The organism is Streptomyces sp. NPDC007971, from assembly GCF_042958635.1.
Classification (GTDB): Bacteria; Actinomycetota; Actinomycetes; order Streptomycetales; family Streptomycetaceae; genus Streptomyces.
This window is the reverse complement of sequence record NZ_JBIBJK010000012.1, coordinates 296,218-312,046: the sequence shown is the minus strand read 5'-3', so window position 1 is coordinate 312,046 and position 15,829 is coordinate 296,218. Positions and strand designations below refer to the sequence as shown.

At 72.4% G+C, this 15,829-nt stretch carries 11 protein-coding genes; 3 read left to right on the top strand and 8 right to left on the bottom strand.

Annotated elements, in window-relative coordinates:
• Nucleotides 1-179: 179 nt before the first annotated feature.
• From ACFZCP_RS26325 to ACFZCP_RS26315, 3 genes are all read right to left on the bottom strand, one after another.
• Nucleotides 180-3,929 carry an ABC transporter transmembrane domain-containing protein gene (locus tag ACFZCP_RS26325; RefSeq protein WP_391430748.1) on the bottom strand — a complete coding sequence of 1,250 codons (3,750 nt, stop codon included), beginning with the start codon at nucleotides 3,927-3,929 and terminating at the stop codon, nucleotides 180-182.
• Nucleotides 3,930-4,218: 289 nt separating this feature from the next.
• Nucleotides 4,219-5,286 (bottom strand): esterase-like activity of phytase family protein, encoded by a 1,068-nt coding sequence (locus tag ACFZCP_RS26320; RefSeq protein ID WP_391430742.1) that lies wholly within the window; start codon nucleotides 5,284-5,286, stop codon nucleotides 4,219-4,221.
• 53 nt (nucleotides 5,287-5,339) lie between these two features.
• Entirely contained in the window at nucleotides 5,340-6,266 is a 927-nt protein-coding gene (locus ACFZCP_RS26315) for a serine hydrolase (protein WP_391430739.1), read from the bottom strand.
• A gap of 272 nt (nucleotides 6,267-6,538) precedes the next feature.
• Between ACFZCP_RS26315 and ACFZCP_RS26310 the strand changes: the two genes are divergently transcribed.
• Nucleotides 6,539-6,982 carry a DUF6210 family protein gene (locus ACFZCP_RS26310; RefSeq protein ID WP_391430736.1) on the top strand — a complete coding sequence of 148 codons (444 nt, stop codon included), beginning with the start codon at nucleotides 6,539-6,541 and terminating at the stop codon, nucleotides 6,980-6,982.
• Here the strand turns inward: ACFZCP_RS26310 and ACFZCP_RS26305 are convergent.
• From ACFZCP_RS26305 to ACFZCP_RS26295, 3 genes are read right to left on the bottom strand one after another with little or no spacing between them, the layout of a single operon-like run.
• Nucleotides 6,979-8,691, bottom strand: coding sequence for a thiamine pyrophosphate-dependent enzyme (locus ACFZCP_RS26305; RefSeq protein WP_391430731.1), 1,713 nt, complete (start codon nucleotides 8,689-8,691; stop codon nucleotides 6,979-6,981). The genes ACFZCP_RS26310 and ACFZCP_RS26305 overlap by 4 nt on opposite strands.
• Nucleotides 8,692-8,696: 5 nt before the next feature.
• Nucleotides 8,697-9,668 carry an agmatinase gene (gene speB / locus ACFZCP_RS26300; RefSeq protein ID WP_067131203.1) on the bottom strand — a complete coding sequence of 324 codons (972 nt, stop codon included), beginning with the start codon at nucleotides 9,666-9,668 and terminating at the stop codon, nucleotides 8,697-8,699.
• A gap of 56 nt (nucleotides 9,669-9,724) precedes the next feature.
• Nucleotides 9,725-11,194: a sodium:solute symporter gene (locus ACFZCP_RS26295; protein ID WP_391430726.1), complete on the bottom strand. Its 1,470-nt coding sequence runs from the start codon at nucleotides 11,192-11,194 to the stop codon at nucleotides 9,725-9,727.
• 204 nt (nucleotides 11,195-11,398) lie between these two features.
• Between ACFZCP_RS26295 and ACFZCP_RS26290 the strand changes: the two genes are divergently transcribed.
• Nucleotides 11,399-13,147 (top strand): PucR family transcriptional regulator ligand-binding domain-containing protein, encoded by a 1,749-nt coding sequence (locus ACFZCP_RS26290; RefSeq protein ID WP_391430722.1) that lies wholly within the window; start codon nucleotides 11,399-11,401, stop codon nucleotides 13,145-13,147.
• A gap of 66 nt (nucleotides 13,148-13,213) precedes the next feature.
• Nucleotides 13,214-14,002, top strand: a complete 789-nt coding sequence (locus tag ACFZCP_RS26285) for a phosphatase (protein ID WP_391430717.1) — start codon at nucleotides 13,214-13,216, stop codon at nucleotides 14,000-14,002.
• Nucleotides 14,003-14,102: 100 nt separating this feature from the next.
• Here the strand turns inward: ACFZCP_RS26285 and ACFZCP_RS26280 are convergent, their stop codons facing one another.
• Both ACFZCP_RS26280 and tesB read right to left on the bottom strand, forming a co-directional pair.
• Nucleotides 14,103-14,441: a hypothetical protein gene (locus tag ACFZCP_RS26280; protein ID WP_391430714.1), complete on the bottom strand. Its 339-nt coding sequence runs from the start codon at nucleotides 14,439-14,441 to the stop codon at nucleotides 14,103-14,105.
• Between the two features lie 511 nt (nucleotides 14,442-14,952).
• Entirely contained in the window at nucleotides 14,953-15,819 is an 867-nt protein-coding gene (tesB, locus tag ACFZCP_RS26275; protein ID WP_362691310.1) for an acyl-CoA thioesterase II, read from the bottom strand.
• Nucleotides 15,820-15,829 lie beyond the last annotated feature (10 nt).

Genomic DNA, 15,829 nt, shown 5'->3' with positions numbered 1-15,829 from the left:
ACGACCGTCATCAGAACGCGCTGCCGGCCCGTCCGAACCCGCCTGTCCCACGAGGGCACACCGGTCCTGCGCGGACATACCGGCCCCATCAGGGCTTGCCGACCTCATCGGTCACACCGGTCTCATCAGGTCATGTCAACCCTGTGTGGGCATACCAGCCCGTCCAGTGCATTCCGGCCTCATGAGGACACGCCGACCGGCTCCTCCGGTTCGGCCTGGCCCACGAAGGTCCGCCACAGCTCGGCGTACCGGCCGTCGAGTGCCAGGAGTTCCTCGTGGGTGCCGTCCTCCGCCACCCGGCCATGGTCCATCAGCACCACCCGGTCCGCACGGGCGGCCGTGGTCAGCCGGTGGGCGACCACCAGCGTGGTACGGCGGCCCGCCAGCCGGTCGGTGGCCAGGTTGACCTGGGCCTCCGTGGCCAGGTCCAGGGCGGCCGTGGCCTCGTCGAGCAGCAGGACGTCGGGGTCGACCAGTTCGGCGCGGGCGAGCGCGATCAGCTGGCGCTGGCCGGCCGAGAGGTTGCGGCCGCGCTCGGCGACCTCGTGGAGGTAGCCACCGTCGAGCTTGGCGATCATCTCGTGTGCGCCGACCGTCCGCGCCGCCGCCTCGACCTCGGCGTCGGTGGCGTCGGGGCGGCCGTAGGCGATGGCGTCGCGGAGGGTGCCCTGGAAGAGGTACGCCTCCTGCGGGACGACGCCGAGGCGGTGGCGGTACGAGGTGAGGTCCAGGGTGCGCAGGTCCGTGCCGTCGGCGGTGACCCGGCCGGAGGTGGGGTCGTAGAACCGGGCCACCAGCTTGACGAGGGTCGACTTCCCCGCGCCCGTCTCGCCGACGAAGGCCACCGTCTGCCCGGCCGGGATCCTCAGGTCGATGCCGGTCAGGGCTTCCTCGGCCTCGTCGTCGGCGCCGTAGGCGAAGTGCACGTCCTCGAAGGCGATGTCGCCGCGCAGGGAGCGGACGCCGAGGGGTTCGTCGGCGGACTTCGTGGAGGTCGGCTCGCGCAGCAGTTCCTGGATGCGGCCCAGCGAGACCGTGGCCTGCTGGTAGCCGTCGAAGACCTGGGAGAGCTGCTGGACGGGCGCGAAGAACAGGTCGATGTACAGGAGGTAGGCGACCAGCGCGCCCGTGGTGAGCGTGGCCGCCTCCACCCGGCCGGCGCCCGCGACGAGCACCGAGGCCGCGGCGACCGAGGACAGCAGCTGGACGAACGGGAAGTAGACGGATATCAGCCACTGGCCGCGGATACGGGCCTGGCGGTAGCTGTGGCTGCGCTCGGCGAACCGCCGCCCGCCGTCCCGCTCGCGCCGGAACGCCTGCACGATCCTGAGCCCGGCCACCGACTCCTGGAGGTCGGCGTTGACCACCGACACCCGCTCACGGGCCAGCTCGTACGCCTTCACGCTCGCCCGGCGGAAGAAGAAGGTGGCGACGATCAGCGGGGGCAGGGTGGCGAAGACGACCAGGGCGAGCTGCACGTCGATCACCAGCAGGACGGCCATGATGCCGAAGAACGTGACGACCGAGACGAACGCCGTGACCAGGCCGGTCTGCAGGAAGGTGGACAGGGCGTCGACGTCCGTCGTCATCCGCGTCATGATCCGGCCGGTCAGCTCGCGCTCGTAGTAGTCGAGGCCGAGCCGCTGGAGCTGGGAGAAGATCTTCAGCCGCAGCGCGTACAGCACCCGCTCGCCGGTCCGGCCGGTCATCCGGGTCTCGCCGATCTGCGCGACCCACTGCACCAGCACGGTGACCAGGCCCAGCAGGGAGGCCGCCCACACCGCGCCGAGAGCCATCCTCGTGACGCCCTGGTCGATGCCGTGCCGGATCAGCACCGGCAGCAGCAGACCGGCGCCCGCGTCCACGGCGACCAGCAGCAGGCTCAGGAGCAGGGGCAGGCCGAAGCCGTGCAGGAGGCGGCGCAGGCCGTACGAGGCCTCGGGGCGGACCGCGCGGGCCTCGTCGATGTCGGGGGTGTCGGTGGCCGGGGGCAGCGCCTCGACCAGGGCGAGGAGCTCGGGGGTGGCCGGGGTGCCCGACAGCGCCGTGTCCTTGGCGTTCTTGGCCTCGCGGTCTCCGGTCCACAGCCGCGGGGTGACCCCGCGCTCGACGTCGAACTCGGCGTCCAGCTCCTCGCGGACGGACAGGTCCTCCCGCGGCCCGGCCGGCAGGGCGTGGCCCGGGGAGACCCCGCCCAGCTCGTCCGGGTCGGTGAGCAGACGGCGGTAGAGGGCGGAGCGCTCCTGGAGCTCCTCGTGTGTGCCGAGGTCGGCGAGCCGGCCGCCGTCCAGGACGGCGATACGGTCGGCGAGGCCCAGGGTCGAGCGGCGGTGGGCGATCAGGAGGGTCGTGCGGCCCTGCATGACGTGCTTGAGGGCCTCGTGGATCTCGTGCTCCACGCGGGCGTCCACGGCCGAGGTCGCGTCGTCCAGGACCAGCAGGCGCGGGTCGGTGAGCAGGGCGCGGGCGAGCGCGATGCGCTGGCGCTGGCCGCCGGAGAGGGTCAGGCCCTGTTCGCCGACCTTGGTGTCGTACCCCCGGGGCAGCTCGGCGATGAAACGGTCCGCCTGGGCGGCGCGGGCGGCGGCCTCGATCTCCTCCTGGCCGGCGTCCGGGCGGCCGTAGGCGATGTTGCTGCGGACGGTGTCCGAGAAGAGGAACGAGTCCTCGGGGACCAGCCCGATCGCGGCGCGCAGCGAGTCCGTGGTCAGCTCGCGCACGTCGTGGCCGCCGATCAGGACGGCACCGTGGGTGACGTCGTAGAAACGCGGCAGCAGGAGGGAGAGGGTGGACTTGCCGGAACCGGAGGAGCCGACGACGGCGAGCGTCTCCCCCGGGCGGATCTCGAAGCTGAGCCCTTCGAGGACCGGCCTGGTCCTGCCGGAGGTGCCCTCGTACCCGAACGACACGTCGTCGAACTCGACCGTCGCGGGCGCGTCGGTCGGCAGGGTCTTGGTGCCGTCCTTCATCGTCGGCTCGGTGTCGATCAGCTCCAGGACGCGCTCGGTGCCGGCGCGGGCCTGCTGGCCGACCGTGAGGACCATCGCGAGCATGCGGACCGGTCCGACCAGCTGGGCGAGGTAGGTGGAGAAGGCGACGAAGGTGCCGAGGGTGATGTGCCCGCGCACGGCCAGCCAGCCGCCGAGCGCCAGCATGGCGACCTGGCCGAGCGCCGGTACGGCCTGGAGGGCCGGGGTGAACCTGCTGTTCAGCCGTATGGTGCGCAGCCGTCCCGCGAAGAGCCGGCGGCCGACCTCCCGCAGCTTCCCGGTCTCCTGTTCCTCCTGCCCGAACCCCTTCACCACGCGTACGCCGCTCACGGCGCCGTCGACCACGCCCGCGACGGCTGCGGCCTGGGCCTGGGCGTACCAGGTGGCCGGGTGCAGCTTGCTGCGGCTGCGCCTGGCTATCCAGCCGAGGGCCGGGGCGACGGCCAGGGCGACCAGGGTCAGCGGCAGCGACAGCCACGCCATGATCACCAGGGACATCACGAAGAGCAGGACGTTCCCGATGGTCATCGGGAGCATGAAGAGCAGGCCCTGGATCAGCTGGAGGTCGCTGGTGGCGCGGCCGACCACCTGCCCGGTGGACAGCTCGTCCTGACGGCGGCCGTCGAGGCGGGTGATCGTCTCGTACATCGCGGTCCGCAGGTCGTGCTGGACGTCCAGGGCGAGACGGCCGCCGTAATACCGGCGAACGAAGGTGAGGCCGTAGACGAGGAGGGCCGCGCCGATCAGGGCGCCGGCCCAGGGGGTCATGGCACGGCGGTGGGCGCCGATCACGTCGTCGATGATCACCTTGGTGATCAGCGGGACGACGGCCAGGACCGCCATCCCGGCCAGGGAGGAGCCGAGAGCGAGGATCACGTCCGTGGGGTAGCGCCAGGCGTAGCCCGCCAGCCGTTTTGCCCATCCCCGTTGCGCCGCCACGCTGGTGCCTTCCGTCAGACCTGCTTTTGACATGCTCTTCCGGAAGACACCAACGCCGGCGAGGGCGGATTTCATCCCGCCGTAACAATGGCCGGGTGCGGACCTGCGGCGACTGCGGCTGCGACTGTGCCCGCCAGCGGCCCTGCGGCTATGACTACGGCTGTGACTACGGCTGTGATGACGACTGCGACTGCGGCTGCGACGTGGCCGGTCGCGCTCGCGCGACCGCCGGCCTCGTGCCGGTGCGGCCCGGCGCCCCCAGTGGGGGGGTACGGACCCGGAGGCATCCCTAGCGGGTGGTGCGAACCCGGAGGTAGTAGAACCGGGTCGTCTGTGCCGCGTTCTGGTTGTCGTCGCTGACCAGCAGGACCTTCAGACGGCCGGTGCGGTCACGCCCGGTGATCGTCATGCCCTCGATGTTGTCGAGGAGGGGGTTCGGCTGGGGCTGCCTGGCCGTCGCGCCCAGGGACGGGCAGGTGGCGATGTCGGTGAGCAGGGTCTTCCTGATCAGGCGGACGCCCGGCTGCCCCGTCAGGTTCTCGATGCCGCCGGTGTCCGTGGCGTGGCGGAGGTCGGCCTGGTAGAGGCGGACGGTGTTGCCGACGCCCGCGGTGAAACCGCGCTCCAGGACGAGGAGGCGGCCGTCGGGGGTGGCCTGGACCTCCGGGACGCCGAGGCCCGCGTCGGTGCGGTAGGCGTACTGGGCCGCGAGCTCGAAGCGGCCGTGGTGACGCTTCCAGGTCTGGAAGCGGACGATGCCGGTGGAGTCACCCGAGATCGCGTACTCCATGGAGGCCAGCAGGGTGCGTCCGCCGGGCAGCAGGGTCAGGCCCTCGAAGGTCTGGTTGCCCGTGGCGCGGCCGGCCGGGGCGACCCGGAGGGAGGAGGGGACCGGGAGGCGGTCGAGGATCTTCCCGTCGCGGGAGTAGCGGCGGACGGACGGCTCGGTCTCGGAGGTGATCAGCAGGGTGCCGATGGGGGTCCCCCCGCTCGAGCGAAGCCGAGAGTGGGGGAGGTCGATGACGAGCCCCTCGGAGTCGAGGTCGGCGCCCTTCTCGTCGGCCAGGTGGACGGCCGAGAGAGGCTGCAGGGTCCTCGGGTCCAGGCCGAAGAGGGAGGAGCGGTCCTCCAGCGCGGCGAGGGAGCCGTCCCGGTCCACCGCGAGGGCGGAGAAGTTGCCGACGAAGGTGCCCTGGTACGTCGTCTTGTCGAGCGCGTCGGAGAAGCGGTCGATCGAGACGGTGGGCGAACACGCGTTGCGGCCCGTGGAGTTGGCACTGGCGGGCCCGGCGGCGGACAGACAGGTGGCCGCCGCCAGGCCGGCGGTGAGGGTGGCGAGTACGGTTCTCAAGCGCATGGGCGCCACCGTAGATCGCCACGGTGACGCCCGGGAGACCGTCTCGTGAAGCGTCAGCCCTGCGGCGGCACCGCCACGAACGCCTCGCTGGGCGTGCTGGTCGGGGTGTACCGCGTGACGGCGGACGTCGTCGGCACCAGGTCCTTGTGGATGGCCTTGGCGACGTTCTGGATGGTGGTGACGCCGTAGTCCATGGTGCTGTTGTCCTGCGTCAGCACCGAGATCATGTAGTCGTGGCCGGCGCCGTTGAAGGTGCCCAGGCTGTGCACCCGCCAGCCGTGCGTGGCGCGCTGCAGCCAGCCGTTCTTGACGTGCACGGCGACCGAGGAGGGCGCGCCCGCGGGCGTGCCCCAGCGCTGCGAGGGGATGACCTTGCCCATCAACTTCAGGATGTAGGCACGGGAGTTGTCGCTCAGCACGGAGTTCTTGGCCGTCACGAGCTTGAGCAGCTTCTGCTCGTCGGTGACGTTCTCCTGGGTCAGACCCCAGTAGCCGTCCGCGCCCGGGATGGTCGTCGTCATGCCGGCGGCGGACAGGAAGCCCTTGATCTTCGTCATGCCCAGCTGCTTCCACAGCTTGCTGGTCGCCGCGTTGTCGGACTGGGTGATCATGGCTGTGGCGAGCGACTGCTCGGTGCTCGTCAGGTACCGGTCGTGCTTCTTGGCGTCCCACAGCAGCGTGGCGAGGACGGTGACCTTCACCGAGCTGGCCGAGTCGTACGCGGTGGTGGCACGCAGGGTGCAGGTGGTGCTGGTGCTGCGGTCGTACAGGCCGACCGCGACGGTGCCCTTGCGGTTCGCGAGGGCCGCCGTGATGTCCTTCTGCAGCTTGGCCGCCAGGCCCGCCTTGCCCGACGTACAGGTGACGGCCGGCGGCGCCGCGGCGGCCGGGACTGCGGCGGCCACGGACGGTATGAGCACCCCGGCGCCGAGAGCAGCCGTGGTCAGCACTCTGGCGCGCCGGGATATCCGGTGAGTCATCGAAGTTTCCCCTTGGAACGTCATGTTGGCGTCACCCGGACGCCGTCGGGCGCACCCCTGCGCCTGATGAAGTGACTCGCCGGTGTGGCCGAGAGTTGTACGCATGTTCCCAGGGAGGAAGTTCAAGGGGACGCGGGGGTGACACGGACAGGGCGACACCACCAACAAACCACCCCATAACGGACCTTCTGGAGCGGTTCACCGCCCTGCCGACGTCATCCCACGTCTACCGTCCGGGCCCGCCGACCCCGCGCCGGGGCATCATCGGCTCCATGACCGATACGGACGACCACCGGCGGTACGTCTTCCTCGACCCGGACGGCACGGGCATGGACCAGGGCTGGGTCTTCGTCGTCGTGGCGGCGCCGACCGGCGTGGTCTACCAGGTGCAGGGCGGCGGATTCCGCTGCGTCCGCTACGAGCAGGAGGGCTATCTGATCCCCCTGCTCGGGCGGGGGCTCGACGAGGAGCTGAAGGAGATCTTCGTCGGTGAGCTGAAGGGGCGGGGAGGCAGGGGGCTGGACTGGCCACCGGACCTGCTCGCCCGGCTCGGGAAGGCGGTCGCCTTCCACGTGTACGGCTCCGCGAACCGCGACGATCCGTTCCCCGCTCCCCTGGCCCTGGACGGGACACGCCTCGCCGGGATCGACGAGGCGTGGGTGCCGGTCGTGACGCCGGACGGGCCCGGGGTGCTGGTCTGGGAGAACTCCGACTAGAGCACCGGGGGCACCCCGGGGTCCTGGTCCAGGTGGGTCGGCGCGAACATGCGGAGCAGGGCGGGCAGGACGACCACCGACGGGCCGGAGGCGGCCAGGGCCTTCGCGAGGTCCGCCTCAAGGGCCTCCGGGGTCGTGCGGACTGCGGGCACCCCGAAGGACTCGGCCAGGGCCACGTAGTCGGGACGCGTCAGCTCCGTGGCCGTCGCCCGGCCGAAGGCGTCCGTCATGTACTCGCGCAGGATGCCGTAGCCGCCGTCGTCGACGATCAGCCAGGTGACGGGGAGGTCGTACTGGCGGGCGGTGGCCAGCTCGGCGATCGAGTACAGGGCGCCGCCGTCGCCGGACACCGCCAGCACCGGCCGGGCCGGGTCGGCCGCCGCCGCGCCCAGCGCTGCCGGGAAGCCGTAGCCGAGGCCGCCGGCGCCCTGGGCGGAGTGCATGGTGTTGGCGCCCCGGGGGTCGAACGCCGACCAGGCCCAGTACGCCAGGATCGTCATGTCCCAGAAGGAGGGGGAGCCGGCCGGCAGGGCGCGCCGGACGGCCGCCAACAGGTCCTGTTCCAGGGCCAGTTCCTGGGAGGCGATCCGCTCGCGTACGCGGGCCAGCACCGCCCGTACGCGCTCGGGGGCGGTCGCGTCCGTGCGCTCCTCCACGGTCTCCAGCAGCGCCTGGAGCGCGAGTCGGGCGTCCGCGTGGATGCCCAGCGCCGGGTGGTTGGACTCCAGCTTGCCGAGGTCCGCCTCGACCTGGATCACCCGGCCGCGGGGCTTGAACGTGTGGTAGTTGGAGGACAGTTCGCCCAGGCCCGAGCCGACCACCAGGAGGACGTCCGCGTCCTCCAGGAAATCCGTCGTGTGGCGGTCCTCCAGCCAGGACTGGAGCGAGAGCGGGTGCTCCCAGGGGAAGGCACCCTTGCCGCCGAAGGTCGTGACGACGGGGGCGTCGAGCTTCTCGGCCAGCGCCCTCAGCTTTCCGGAGGCGTCGGAGCGCACGACTCCGCCGCCCGCGATGATCGCCGGGCGGGCGGCGTGCGACAGCAGGTGCGCGGCCACCGCGGTCAGTTCGGGGCGCGGGACCAGTTCCTCGGGGGTCGCGTCCACCCCGGTGACCACCGGCAGGGTGGTCTCGGCGAGCAGCACGTCCTGCGGGATCTCCACCCACACCGGGCCGTGCGGAGCCGTCAGCGCGGACTTCCAGGCCGCCGCGACGGCGGAGGGGATCTGGGACTGGGTGCGGACCGTGTGCACCGACTTCACGACGCCCCTGAACGAGGCCGCCTGGTCCGGGAGTTCGTGGAGGTAGCCGTGGCGGCCGCCGCCCAGGCCCGCCGTCGGGATCTGGCTGCTGATCGCCAGGACCGGGGCGGAGGCGGCGGCGGCCTCCTGCAGCGCGGCGAGCGAGGTCAGTGCGCCCGGGCCGGTCGAGAGCAGCAGCGGGGCCGCCTCGCCGGTGACCCGGCCGTACGCGTCCGCCGCGAAGCCCGCGTTGTTCTCCACCCTGAGGCCGATGTAGCGCAGGCAGGAGCGGCTCAGGGCGTCGAACATGCCGAGGGCGTGCTGGCCGGGCAGACCGAAGACGGTCGTCGCGCCCAGCCCGGCCAGGGTCTCCACGACCAGGTCTCCGCCGTTGCGCCCCGGGGGCGGGTTCAGAGCGGTCGAGATCTGCGCCGCCGTCGGGCGGAGTACCAGGTCGTGGTCGTGAGTCACTGCGCTTACGCGTCCTTCCGGGCCGCCGCGATCTGGCGGCTCATGATGGTGGTCAGTTCGTAGGCCGTGTGGGAGGCCGCCACCGAGGTGATCTCGGCGTGGTCGTACGCCGGCGCCACCTCGACGACGTCCGCCGAGACCAGGTTGCACGAGGCAAGACCGCGCAGGATCTCCAGGAGTTCCCGGGAGGTCATGCCGCCCGCCTCCGGGGTGCCGGTGCCGGGCGCGTGGGCCGGGTCGAGGCAGTCGATGTCGATGGAGATGTACAGCGGGCGGTCGCCGATGCGCTGGCGCAGCTGGTCGGCGACCTCGTCGGCGCCGCGGCGGTAGATGTCCGCGGACGTGACGATGCCGAAGCCCATCTTCTCGTCGTCGGTGAGGTCCTGCTTGCCGTACAGCGGGCCGCGGGTGCCGACGTGGGAGAGCGCCTCGGTGTCGAGGATGCCCTCCTCGACCGCGCGGCGGAACGGGGTGCCGTGGGTGTACTCGGCGCCGAAGTAGGTGTCCCAGGTGTCCAGGTGGGCGTCGAAGTGGAGCAGGGCGACCGGGCCGTGCTTCTTGGCGACCGAGCGCAGCAGCGGGAGCGCGATGGTGTGGTCGCCGCCCAGGGTCATCAGGCGGGCGCCGGTGCCGAGCAGCTCGTCGGCCGCGGCCTCGATGGTGTCGACGGCCTCGTTGATGTTGAACGGGTTCACGGCGATGTCGCCGCCGTCCGCGACCTGGGCGAGGGCGAAGGGGGAGGCGTCCTGCGCCGGGTTGTACGGGCGCAGCAGCCGGGACGCCTCGCGGATGGCGTTGCCGCCGAAGCGGGCGCCCGGCCGGTACGAGACGCCGGAGTCGAACGGCACGCCGACGACGGCGACGTCGGCGGTGCCGACCTCGTCCAGGCGGGGCAGCCGGGCGAAGGTCGCGGGTCCGGCGTACCGCGGGATGCGGGAGGAGTCGACGGGGCCGCGGGGCGTCTCGTTGCTGCTCATGATGAATTGCCTTCTTTCCTGCGCTTCGTCGCGCATGTGCTGCTTGTCATACGACTCTACTGGTGAGCCGGGACCGGTTCGGACGCGAGTTCGGGGGACCGTCCCGCCAGGCGCTCGCGCCAGGCGGTGAGGACGGCCTCGTCGGTGGGCCTCGTGGCCAGGGAGACGGCCAGGTAGGCGGCGAGGGAGGCGAGCAGACCGTAGTAGACGGGCTCGTTGGCGAGGATGCCGTAGCCCGCCATCAGGCCGATCACGGCGAGGCCGCCGACGGTCACGGAGGCCAGCGCGCCCTGCACGGTGCCGCGCTTCCACAGCAGGCCGCCGAGGATCGGGACGAGCAGGCCGCCGACGAGGAGGTTGTAGGCGACGGTCAGGGCCTCGACGACGTTGTTCATCGCGATCGCGGTGCCGATCACGCCGACGCCCATGATCAGGATGAAGGCGCGGTTGCCCTTGACCTCGTCGTGCAGGGCCTGCTCCTCGCCGCCCCGGCGCACCACGCCCCGCAGCCGGGACCAGATGTCGTTGTTGGCGACGGTGGCGCAGGCGATCAGGGCGCCGGAGGACGTCGACATCACGGCGGCGAGGGCGGCGGCCAGCACCAGGCCGCGCACGCCGACGGGGAGTTCGTCCTTGACGATGGTGGCGAAGGCGTCGTCGGGGCTGCCGAGCTTGGGGTAGAGCACCTTGGCGGCCGTGCCGATGACGGCGCCGGCGAGGGCGTAGGCCAGACAGTAGGTCCCGGCCACGGTGCCGCCCCACTTGGCGGTCCTGTCGCTGCGGGCGGTGAACACGCGCTGCCAGATGTCCTGGCCGATGAGCATGCCGAAGGTGTAGATCAGCACATAGGTGAAGATCGTCTCGCCGCCGATGCCCAGCGGGTCGAAGTACGAGGTCGGCAGCTTGGCCTTCATCCCGGAGAAGCCGCCCGCCTTGACGACGGCGATGGGCAGCAGCAGGAGCAGCACGCCGATCGTCTTGACCACGAACTGCACCATGTCCGTCAGCGTGATGGACCACATGCCGCCGAGGGTCGAGTACGCGACGACGATCGAGCCGCCGAGGACGATCGCGACGGTGCGGTTCATGTCGAAGAGGACGTCGAAGATCGTGGCGTAGGCGATGGTCGAGGTGACCGCCAGCATGAGGGTGTACGCCCACATGACCACGCCGGAGATCACACCGGCCCGGCCGCCGTAGCGCAGGTCCAGCATCTCGGAGACCGTGTAGACCTTCAGCCGGGCGATGCGGGCCGAGAAGAAGACGCTCAGGGCGAGCAGGCCGAGGCCGATGGTGAACACCATCCAGGCGCCGGAGAGGCCGTACCGGTAGCCGAGGCCGACGCCGCCGATGGTGGAGGCGCCGCCGAGGACGATCGCGGCCATGGTGCCGGAGTACATGGCGGGCCCGAGGCGGCGGCCGGCCACCAGGAAGTCGCTCTTGGACCTGGCGCGGCGCATGCCCCACCAGCCCATGCCGAGCATCCCGGCGAGATAGACGACGATCACTGAGTAGTCGACGGCCATGAGCGGCCCTCCTTCGCGCACTGTCGGTGGCGTGTCGTGCAGAGACGTGGGTTTCCTGCGAAGAGGAGCGACGGCGAGGGATCGCGGGGACATCCGCCCGTACCCGCGGCTGCCGTGCTGACCCGACACTAGGTGGCCGGAAAGCGACTGCGAAGTGTACGTTTCATCCATTCGAAGCGGTACGGGGTGGAAGGAATGCACACCATGCCGGAGACGTTCGCCCCAGCAGTCCCACCGACCCCACCGGTCCCGCTGTCGGCCCTGCTGGCCCGCGAGGACCTGGCCCTGCGGCAGATCGCGGGCCCCTCGGACCCGGACATCGTGATCCACTGGGCCCACACCTCGGAGATGGCCGACCCCTATCCGTACCTGCTGGGCGGCGAGCTGCTGCTGACCGCGGGGGTGCACATTCCGGAGGGGCCGGGCCCGGCCCGGGACCACTTCGACGCCTATGTCACGCGGATCGTGGCCGCGGGCGGGGCGGCCCTCGGGTTCGGCCTGGCCCCCGTGCACGACGCGGTGCCGGGTGCGCTGGTCGCCGCCTGCGAGGCCCACGCCCTGCCGCTGCTGGAGGTACCGCCGCAGACCACCTTCTCCGGTGTCGCCCGCGCGGTCTGGCAGCTGATGGCACAGGCTCGCCTGGCCGAGCTGCGCCGCGTCACGGAGGCCCAGCAGAGCCTCGCGGCGGCCGCCTCGCGCCCGGACCCGGTCCCCTCGGTCCTGCGCCAGCTGGCCCAGCGCCTGAGCGGCCACGCCGTCCTGCACGGCCCCGACGGCACCGAGATCGCGGCAGCGGGCCGGGAGCCGGCCGAGGGGGTCCGCGAGGCGCTGGCCGGCCTGGCGGAGGTGGTGCGCCCGACGGGCCGCCCTGCCGCCGGGACGGAGCACGTGCCGCAGGGCTCCGCCGGGCCCCCTGACCCGTCCCACCCCGACTCCGCGTCCGGTTCCCCGGTCTCCCCGGCGGGCCCGCCCGACTCCCCCGGCGCTCCCGGCTCCACCGCCTCCCCCGACACTCCCGGCTCCCCCGGATCTCCCAACTCGCCCGTCTCCCACGGATCTCCCGGCGCTCCCAACGCTCTCAGCACTCCCGTCGCTCCCGTCGCTCCCGGCGCACGCGCCACCGCCCCCTCCCGTTCCACCCCCGCGCCCGCCTCCGCCTCCGACACCCTCGGCGGCACCCACCTGGCCGCCTACGCGCTGGGGGCCGAAGGCGGGTTCGTCCTCGGTGTGGCCAGTACGCGGCGCGAGCCGGGCGATCACACCATCGCCTCCGTCGCCGCCGTCCTGCTGTCGCTGCTCACCGGCGAGCACCACAGCGGCGCCGGTGCCGCACGCTCGTCCGCGCTCGTGCGGCTGCTCCTCGGCGCCGCGCCCGAGGCGGTCGCACCGCTGCTCGGCGAGGGGCGCTGGGTCGTCGTGCACGCGCGGCCGGAGGGACAACCGCCGGATGCCGTGGCCGCCTCCGCGCTGGGCGCGGCCCTGGGCTCACCGCTGGTGGACCTCGACCGGGACGTCGTCCGGGTGCTGGTCCCCGGCGAGCGGGAGCCTTACCCGCAGCCGGGCTGGACCCTCGGGGTCAGCGCCGCCGCCGGCCCGCCGGAGTGGCCGGCCGCGGACACCCAGGCGGCCCGCGCCCTGGCCCGCGCCCGCGCCACCCGCACCGCCCTGGTCCGCCACGGTGCCCGGCCGGGGCTGGAGGACCTGGTGCCGCCGGCGGACGCCGAGGCGCACGCCCGCGCGCTGCTCGCACCGCTCACGGACCGGGCCGCGCTCGCCGACACCCTGCGGACCTGGCTGTCCCTGCACGGCAGTTGGGACCGTACGGCGGTGGCCCTGGAGGTGCACCGCAACACGGTGCGGCAGCGGATCGCCCGCTGTGCCGCGCTGCTGGACGCCGACCTGGACGATCCGGACGTACGGATGGAACTGTGGTTCGCGCTGCGGCAGCGCTGAGTGAGCCGTGTCCCAGGAGGCGATATGCCTGCGACGCGCCCCGCCCGCTGCCCCACAATGGAAGGCATGCCGATATCCGGGACACCCAGCCGCGCCCAGCTCGTCGACCACCTGGTGAGGACCCGTATCGCGGGGGACGTCGCCACGCCCCGCGAGAACAACCTCTCCCACTACCGCAAGCTGGCCAACGGCGACCGCAACTACTGGTTCGGTCTGGAGCTGGGCGACCGCTGGACGGACGAGCAGGACGTGCTCGCGGTGATGGCCGAGCGGGTGGGCGTCAACGACGATCCCGAGTACCGGTACGGACAGGACACCATCGACCCCGAGCTGACCGTGGACGCGCTGGAGCGCCTGGCCAGGCGGCTGCGCAAGGCGGCGGACGCACAGAACCGGGTGCTGTTCGCGACCGGACACCCGGGCGGCCTGCTGGACGTTCACCGGGCCACGGCCGCCGCGTTGCGCGCCGCCGGCTGCGAGATCGTCGTGATCCCGGACGGGCTGCAGACGGACGAGGGCTATGTCATGCAGTTCGCGGACGTGGCGGTGCTGGAGCACGGGGCGACGCTGTGGCACACCCACTCCGGCGAACCGATGCGGGCGATCCTGACCGGACTTGAGCGCGAGGGGCGTGCGCTGCCGGACCTGGTGGTCGCCGACCACGGCTGGGCCGGGTACGCGGGGCAGCACGGCGTCGACTCCGTCGGCTACGCCGACAGCAACGACCCGGCGCTGTTCGTCGCCGAGTCCGAGGGCACCCTCCAGGTGGCGGTGCCGCTCGACGACCACGTGCTCAGCCCCCGCCACTACGACCCGATGACGGCGTATCTGCTGGCGGAGGCGGGTCTGGCCTGACGTCTGCGCGTTGGCCGGCGGGTGCGGCCCGGCCGGCCGACGCGCGTGGTGTGCGGCCCCGCCGGCGGGGCCGCACACCGTGCCTCAGGTTGTGGTCGGATCAGTGGCCGCCACCTCCCCCACCGCCGCCACCGCCGCCACCGCCGTGACCGCCGCCGCCACCGCCGCCGTGGCCGCCGCCACCGCCGCCGTAGCCGCCGCCACCGCCACCGCCGTGGTCACCACCGCCGTAGCCCCCACCGCCGTGGTCGCCGCCGCCGTAGCCGCCGTGGTCGCCACCGCCGCCGTAGCCGCCGTGGTCGCCGTAGTCGTCATCGCCGTTCCACCAGCCGCCGTGGTCGCTGCTGTAGGAGCCGTGGTCGTAGGACGAGCTCGCCGAGGCGGTGCCCGCTGCACCGATCGCTGCTCCGCCGGCCAGCAGAAGGCCTGCTGCGGACATCGCGACAAGGCGCCTGGTGCGCTGTGATCGCATGGGAATTACCTTCCATCTCCATCGTCTCTCGCGGCTCGTCGGGAGGCGCGAGGTGATGGCCGTCGCCGCGGCCCAAAAGGCCAAGAGGGGAAGAGAGGAAGAGCGGCGCGGTCTTCAGGTCACCGCAGTGGATTGAAGGGCACGGCGTGCTCCTCCGGTGCCGACACGTGCAGCCCACCCGTACGCGGTCGCGTCATCGGGTGCTGCGGCTGAGGTCCGTCGGGTACGGAGCCTCGTCGGCCGGGCATGCCGTGCGCTGCGGCTTTCACTCAAAGAGCCTAGTACCCCTTGCGTCACTCGTCATATCGAGCGAAAGCCCGCCGCCCAGGGCCCCCGAGCGGCCCCGAAGGCACCCGGTGCCAGGCCGGCCGGGCGGCCGGCTGCACGGCGGTCAACTCCGCTGCGGCAGCCAGGTGTTCGGCCTTCAACGGTTGCCCGGGGCCACCGGGATACGGCGGGGACCCCGGGAACGGGGAGATCACCGCGGGACGCGGACCACGCCCTCCTGGATCACCGAGATGGCGAGCCGGCCGTCCTGGGTGTAGATCCGGGCCTGGCCCAGGCCCCGCCCGCCGTACGCGGACGGTGACTCCTGGTCGTACAGCAGCCACTCGTCGGCGCGGAAGGGCCGGTGGAACCACATCGCGTGGTCCAGGGACGCCCCGACGACGTCCCCGACGGCCCAGCCGCCGCGCCCGTGGGCGAGCAGCACGGCGTCGAGGAGGGTCATGTCGGAGACGTAGGTGGCGAGGACGACGTGGAGCAGGGGGTCGTCGTCCAGCTTGCCGTTGGCCCGGAACCACACCTGGCTGTGCGGTTCGCGCGGCTCGCCGAACTGTCCGTACGGCGGCTCGTCCACGTACCGCAGGTCGATCGCCTCGCGGGCCTCCAGGAACTTCTCCACGACCGCCGCGTCCAGGTGGTCGTAGCCGCGCAGCCGCTCCTGGGAGGTGGGCAGGGTCTCCGGGGCCGGGGCGGACGGCATGGGGGCCTGGTGGTCGAGGCCCTCCTCGTACGTCTGGAAGGACGCCGAGAGGTGGAAGATCGGCTTTCCGTGCTGGACGGCGACGACGCGGCGGGTGGTGAAGGACCGGCCGTCGCGGATGCGGTCGACGCTGTAGACGATCGGTGCGCCGGGGTCGCCCGGGCGCAGGAAGTACGCGTGCAGGGAGTGGGCGGGACGGTCCGCGGGGACCGTGCGCCCGGCGGCGACCAGCGCCTGTGCCGCGACCTGCCCGCCGAAGACGCGCGGGACGACGGCGGAGCGGGACCGGCCGCGGAAGATGTCCTCCTCGATCTGTTCGAGGTCGAGCAGATCGAGGAGGTCCTGGAGTGCCTGGCTCATGGCGTGTAGT

Bases quoted from the DNA above. Each gene is read 5' to 3' on its own strand.
- ACFZCP_RS26315 (WP_391430739.1), bottom strand. From the start codon at position 6,266: ATGACTCACCGGATATCCCGGCGCGCCAGAGTGCTGACCACGGCTGCT.
- ACFZCP_RS26295 (WP_391430726.1), bottom strand. From the start codon at position 11,194: ATGGCCGTCGACTACTCAGTGATCGTCGTCTATCTCGCCGGGATGCTC.
- speB (WP_067131203.1), bottom strand. From the start codon at position 9,668: ATGAGCAGCAACGAGACGCCCCGCGGCCCCGTCGACTCCTCCCGCATC.
- ACFZCP_RS26310 (WP_391430736.1), top strand. From the start codon at position 6,539: ATGACCGATACGGACGACCACCGGCGGTACGTCTTCCTCGACCCGGAC.
- ACFZCP_RS26320 (WP_391430742.1), bottom strand. From the start codon at position 5,286: ATGCGCTTGAGAACCGTACTCGCCACCCTCACCGCCGGCCTGGCGGCG.
- ACFZCP_RS26280 (WP_391430714.1), bottom strand. From the start codon at position 14,441: ATGTCCGCAGCAGGCCTTCTGCTGGCCGGCGGAGCAGCGATCGGTGCA.
- ACFZCP_RS26285 (WP_391430717.1), top strand. From the start codon at position 13,214: ATGCCGATATCCGGGACACCCAGCCGCGCCCAGCTCGTCGACCACCTG.
- tesB (WP_362691310.1), bottom strand. From the start codon at position 15,819: ATGAGCCAGGCACTCCAGGACCTCCTCGATCTGCTCGACCTCGAACAG.
- ACFZCP_RS26290 (WP_391430722.1), top strand. From the start codon at position 11,399: ATGCCGGAGACGTTCGCCCCAGCAGTCCCACCGACCCCACCGGTCCCG.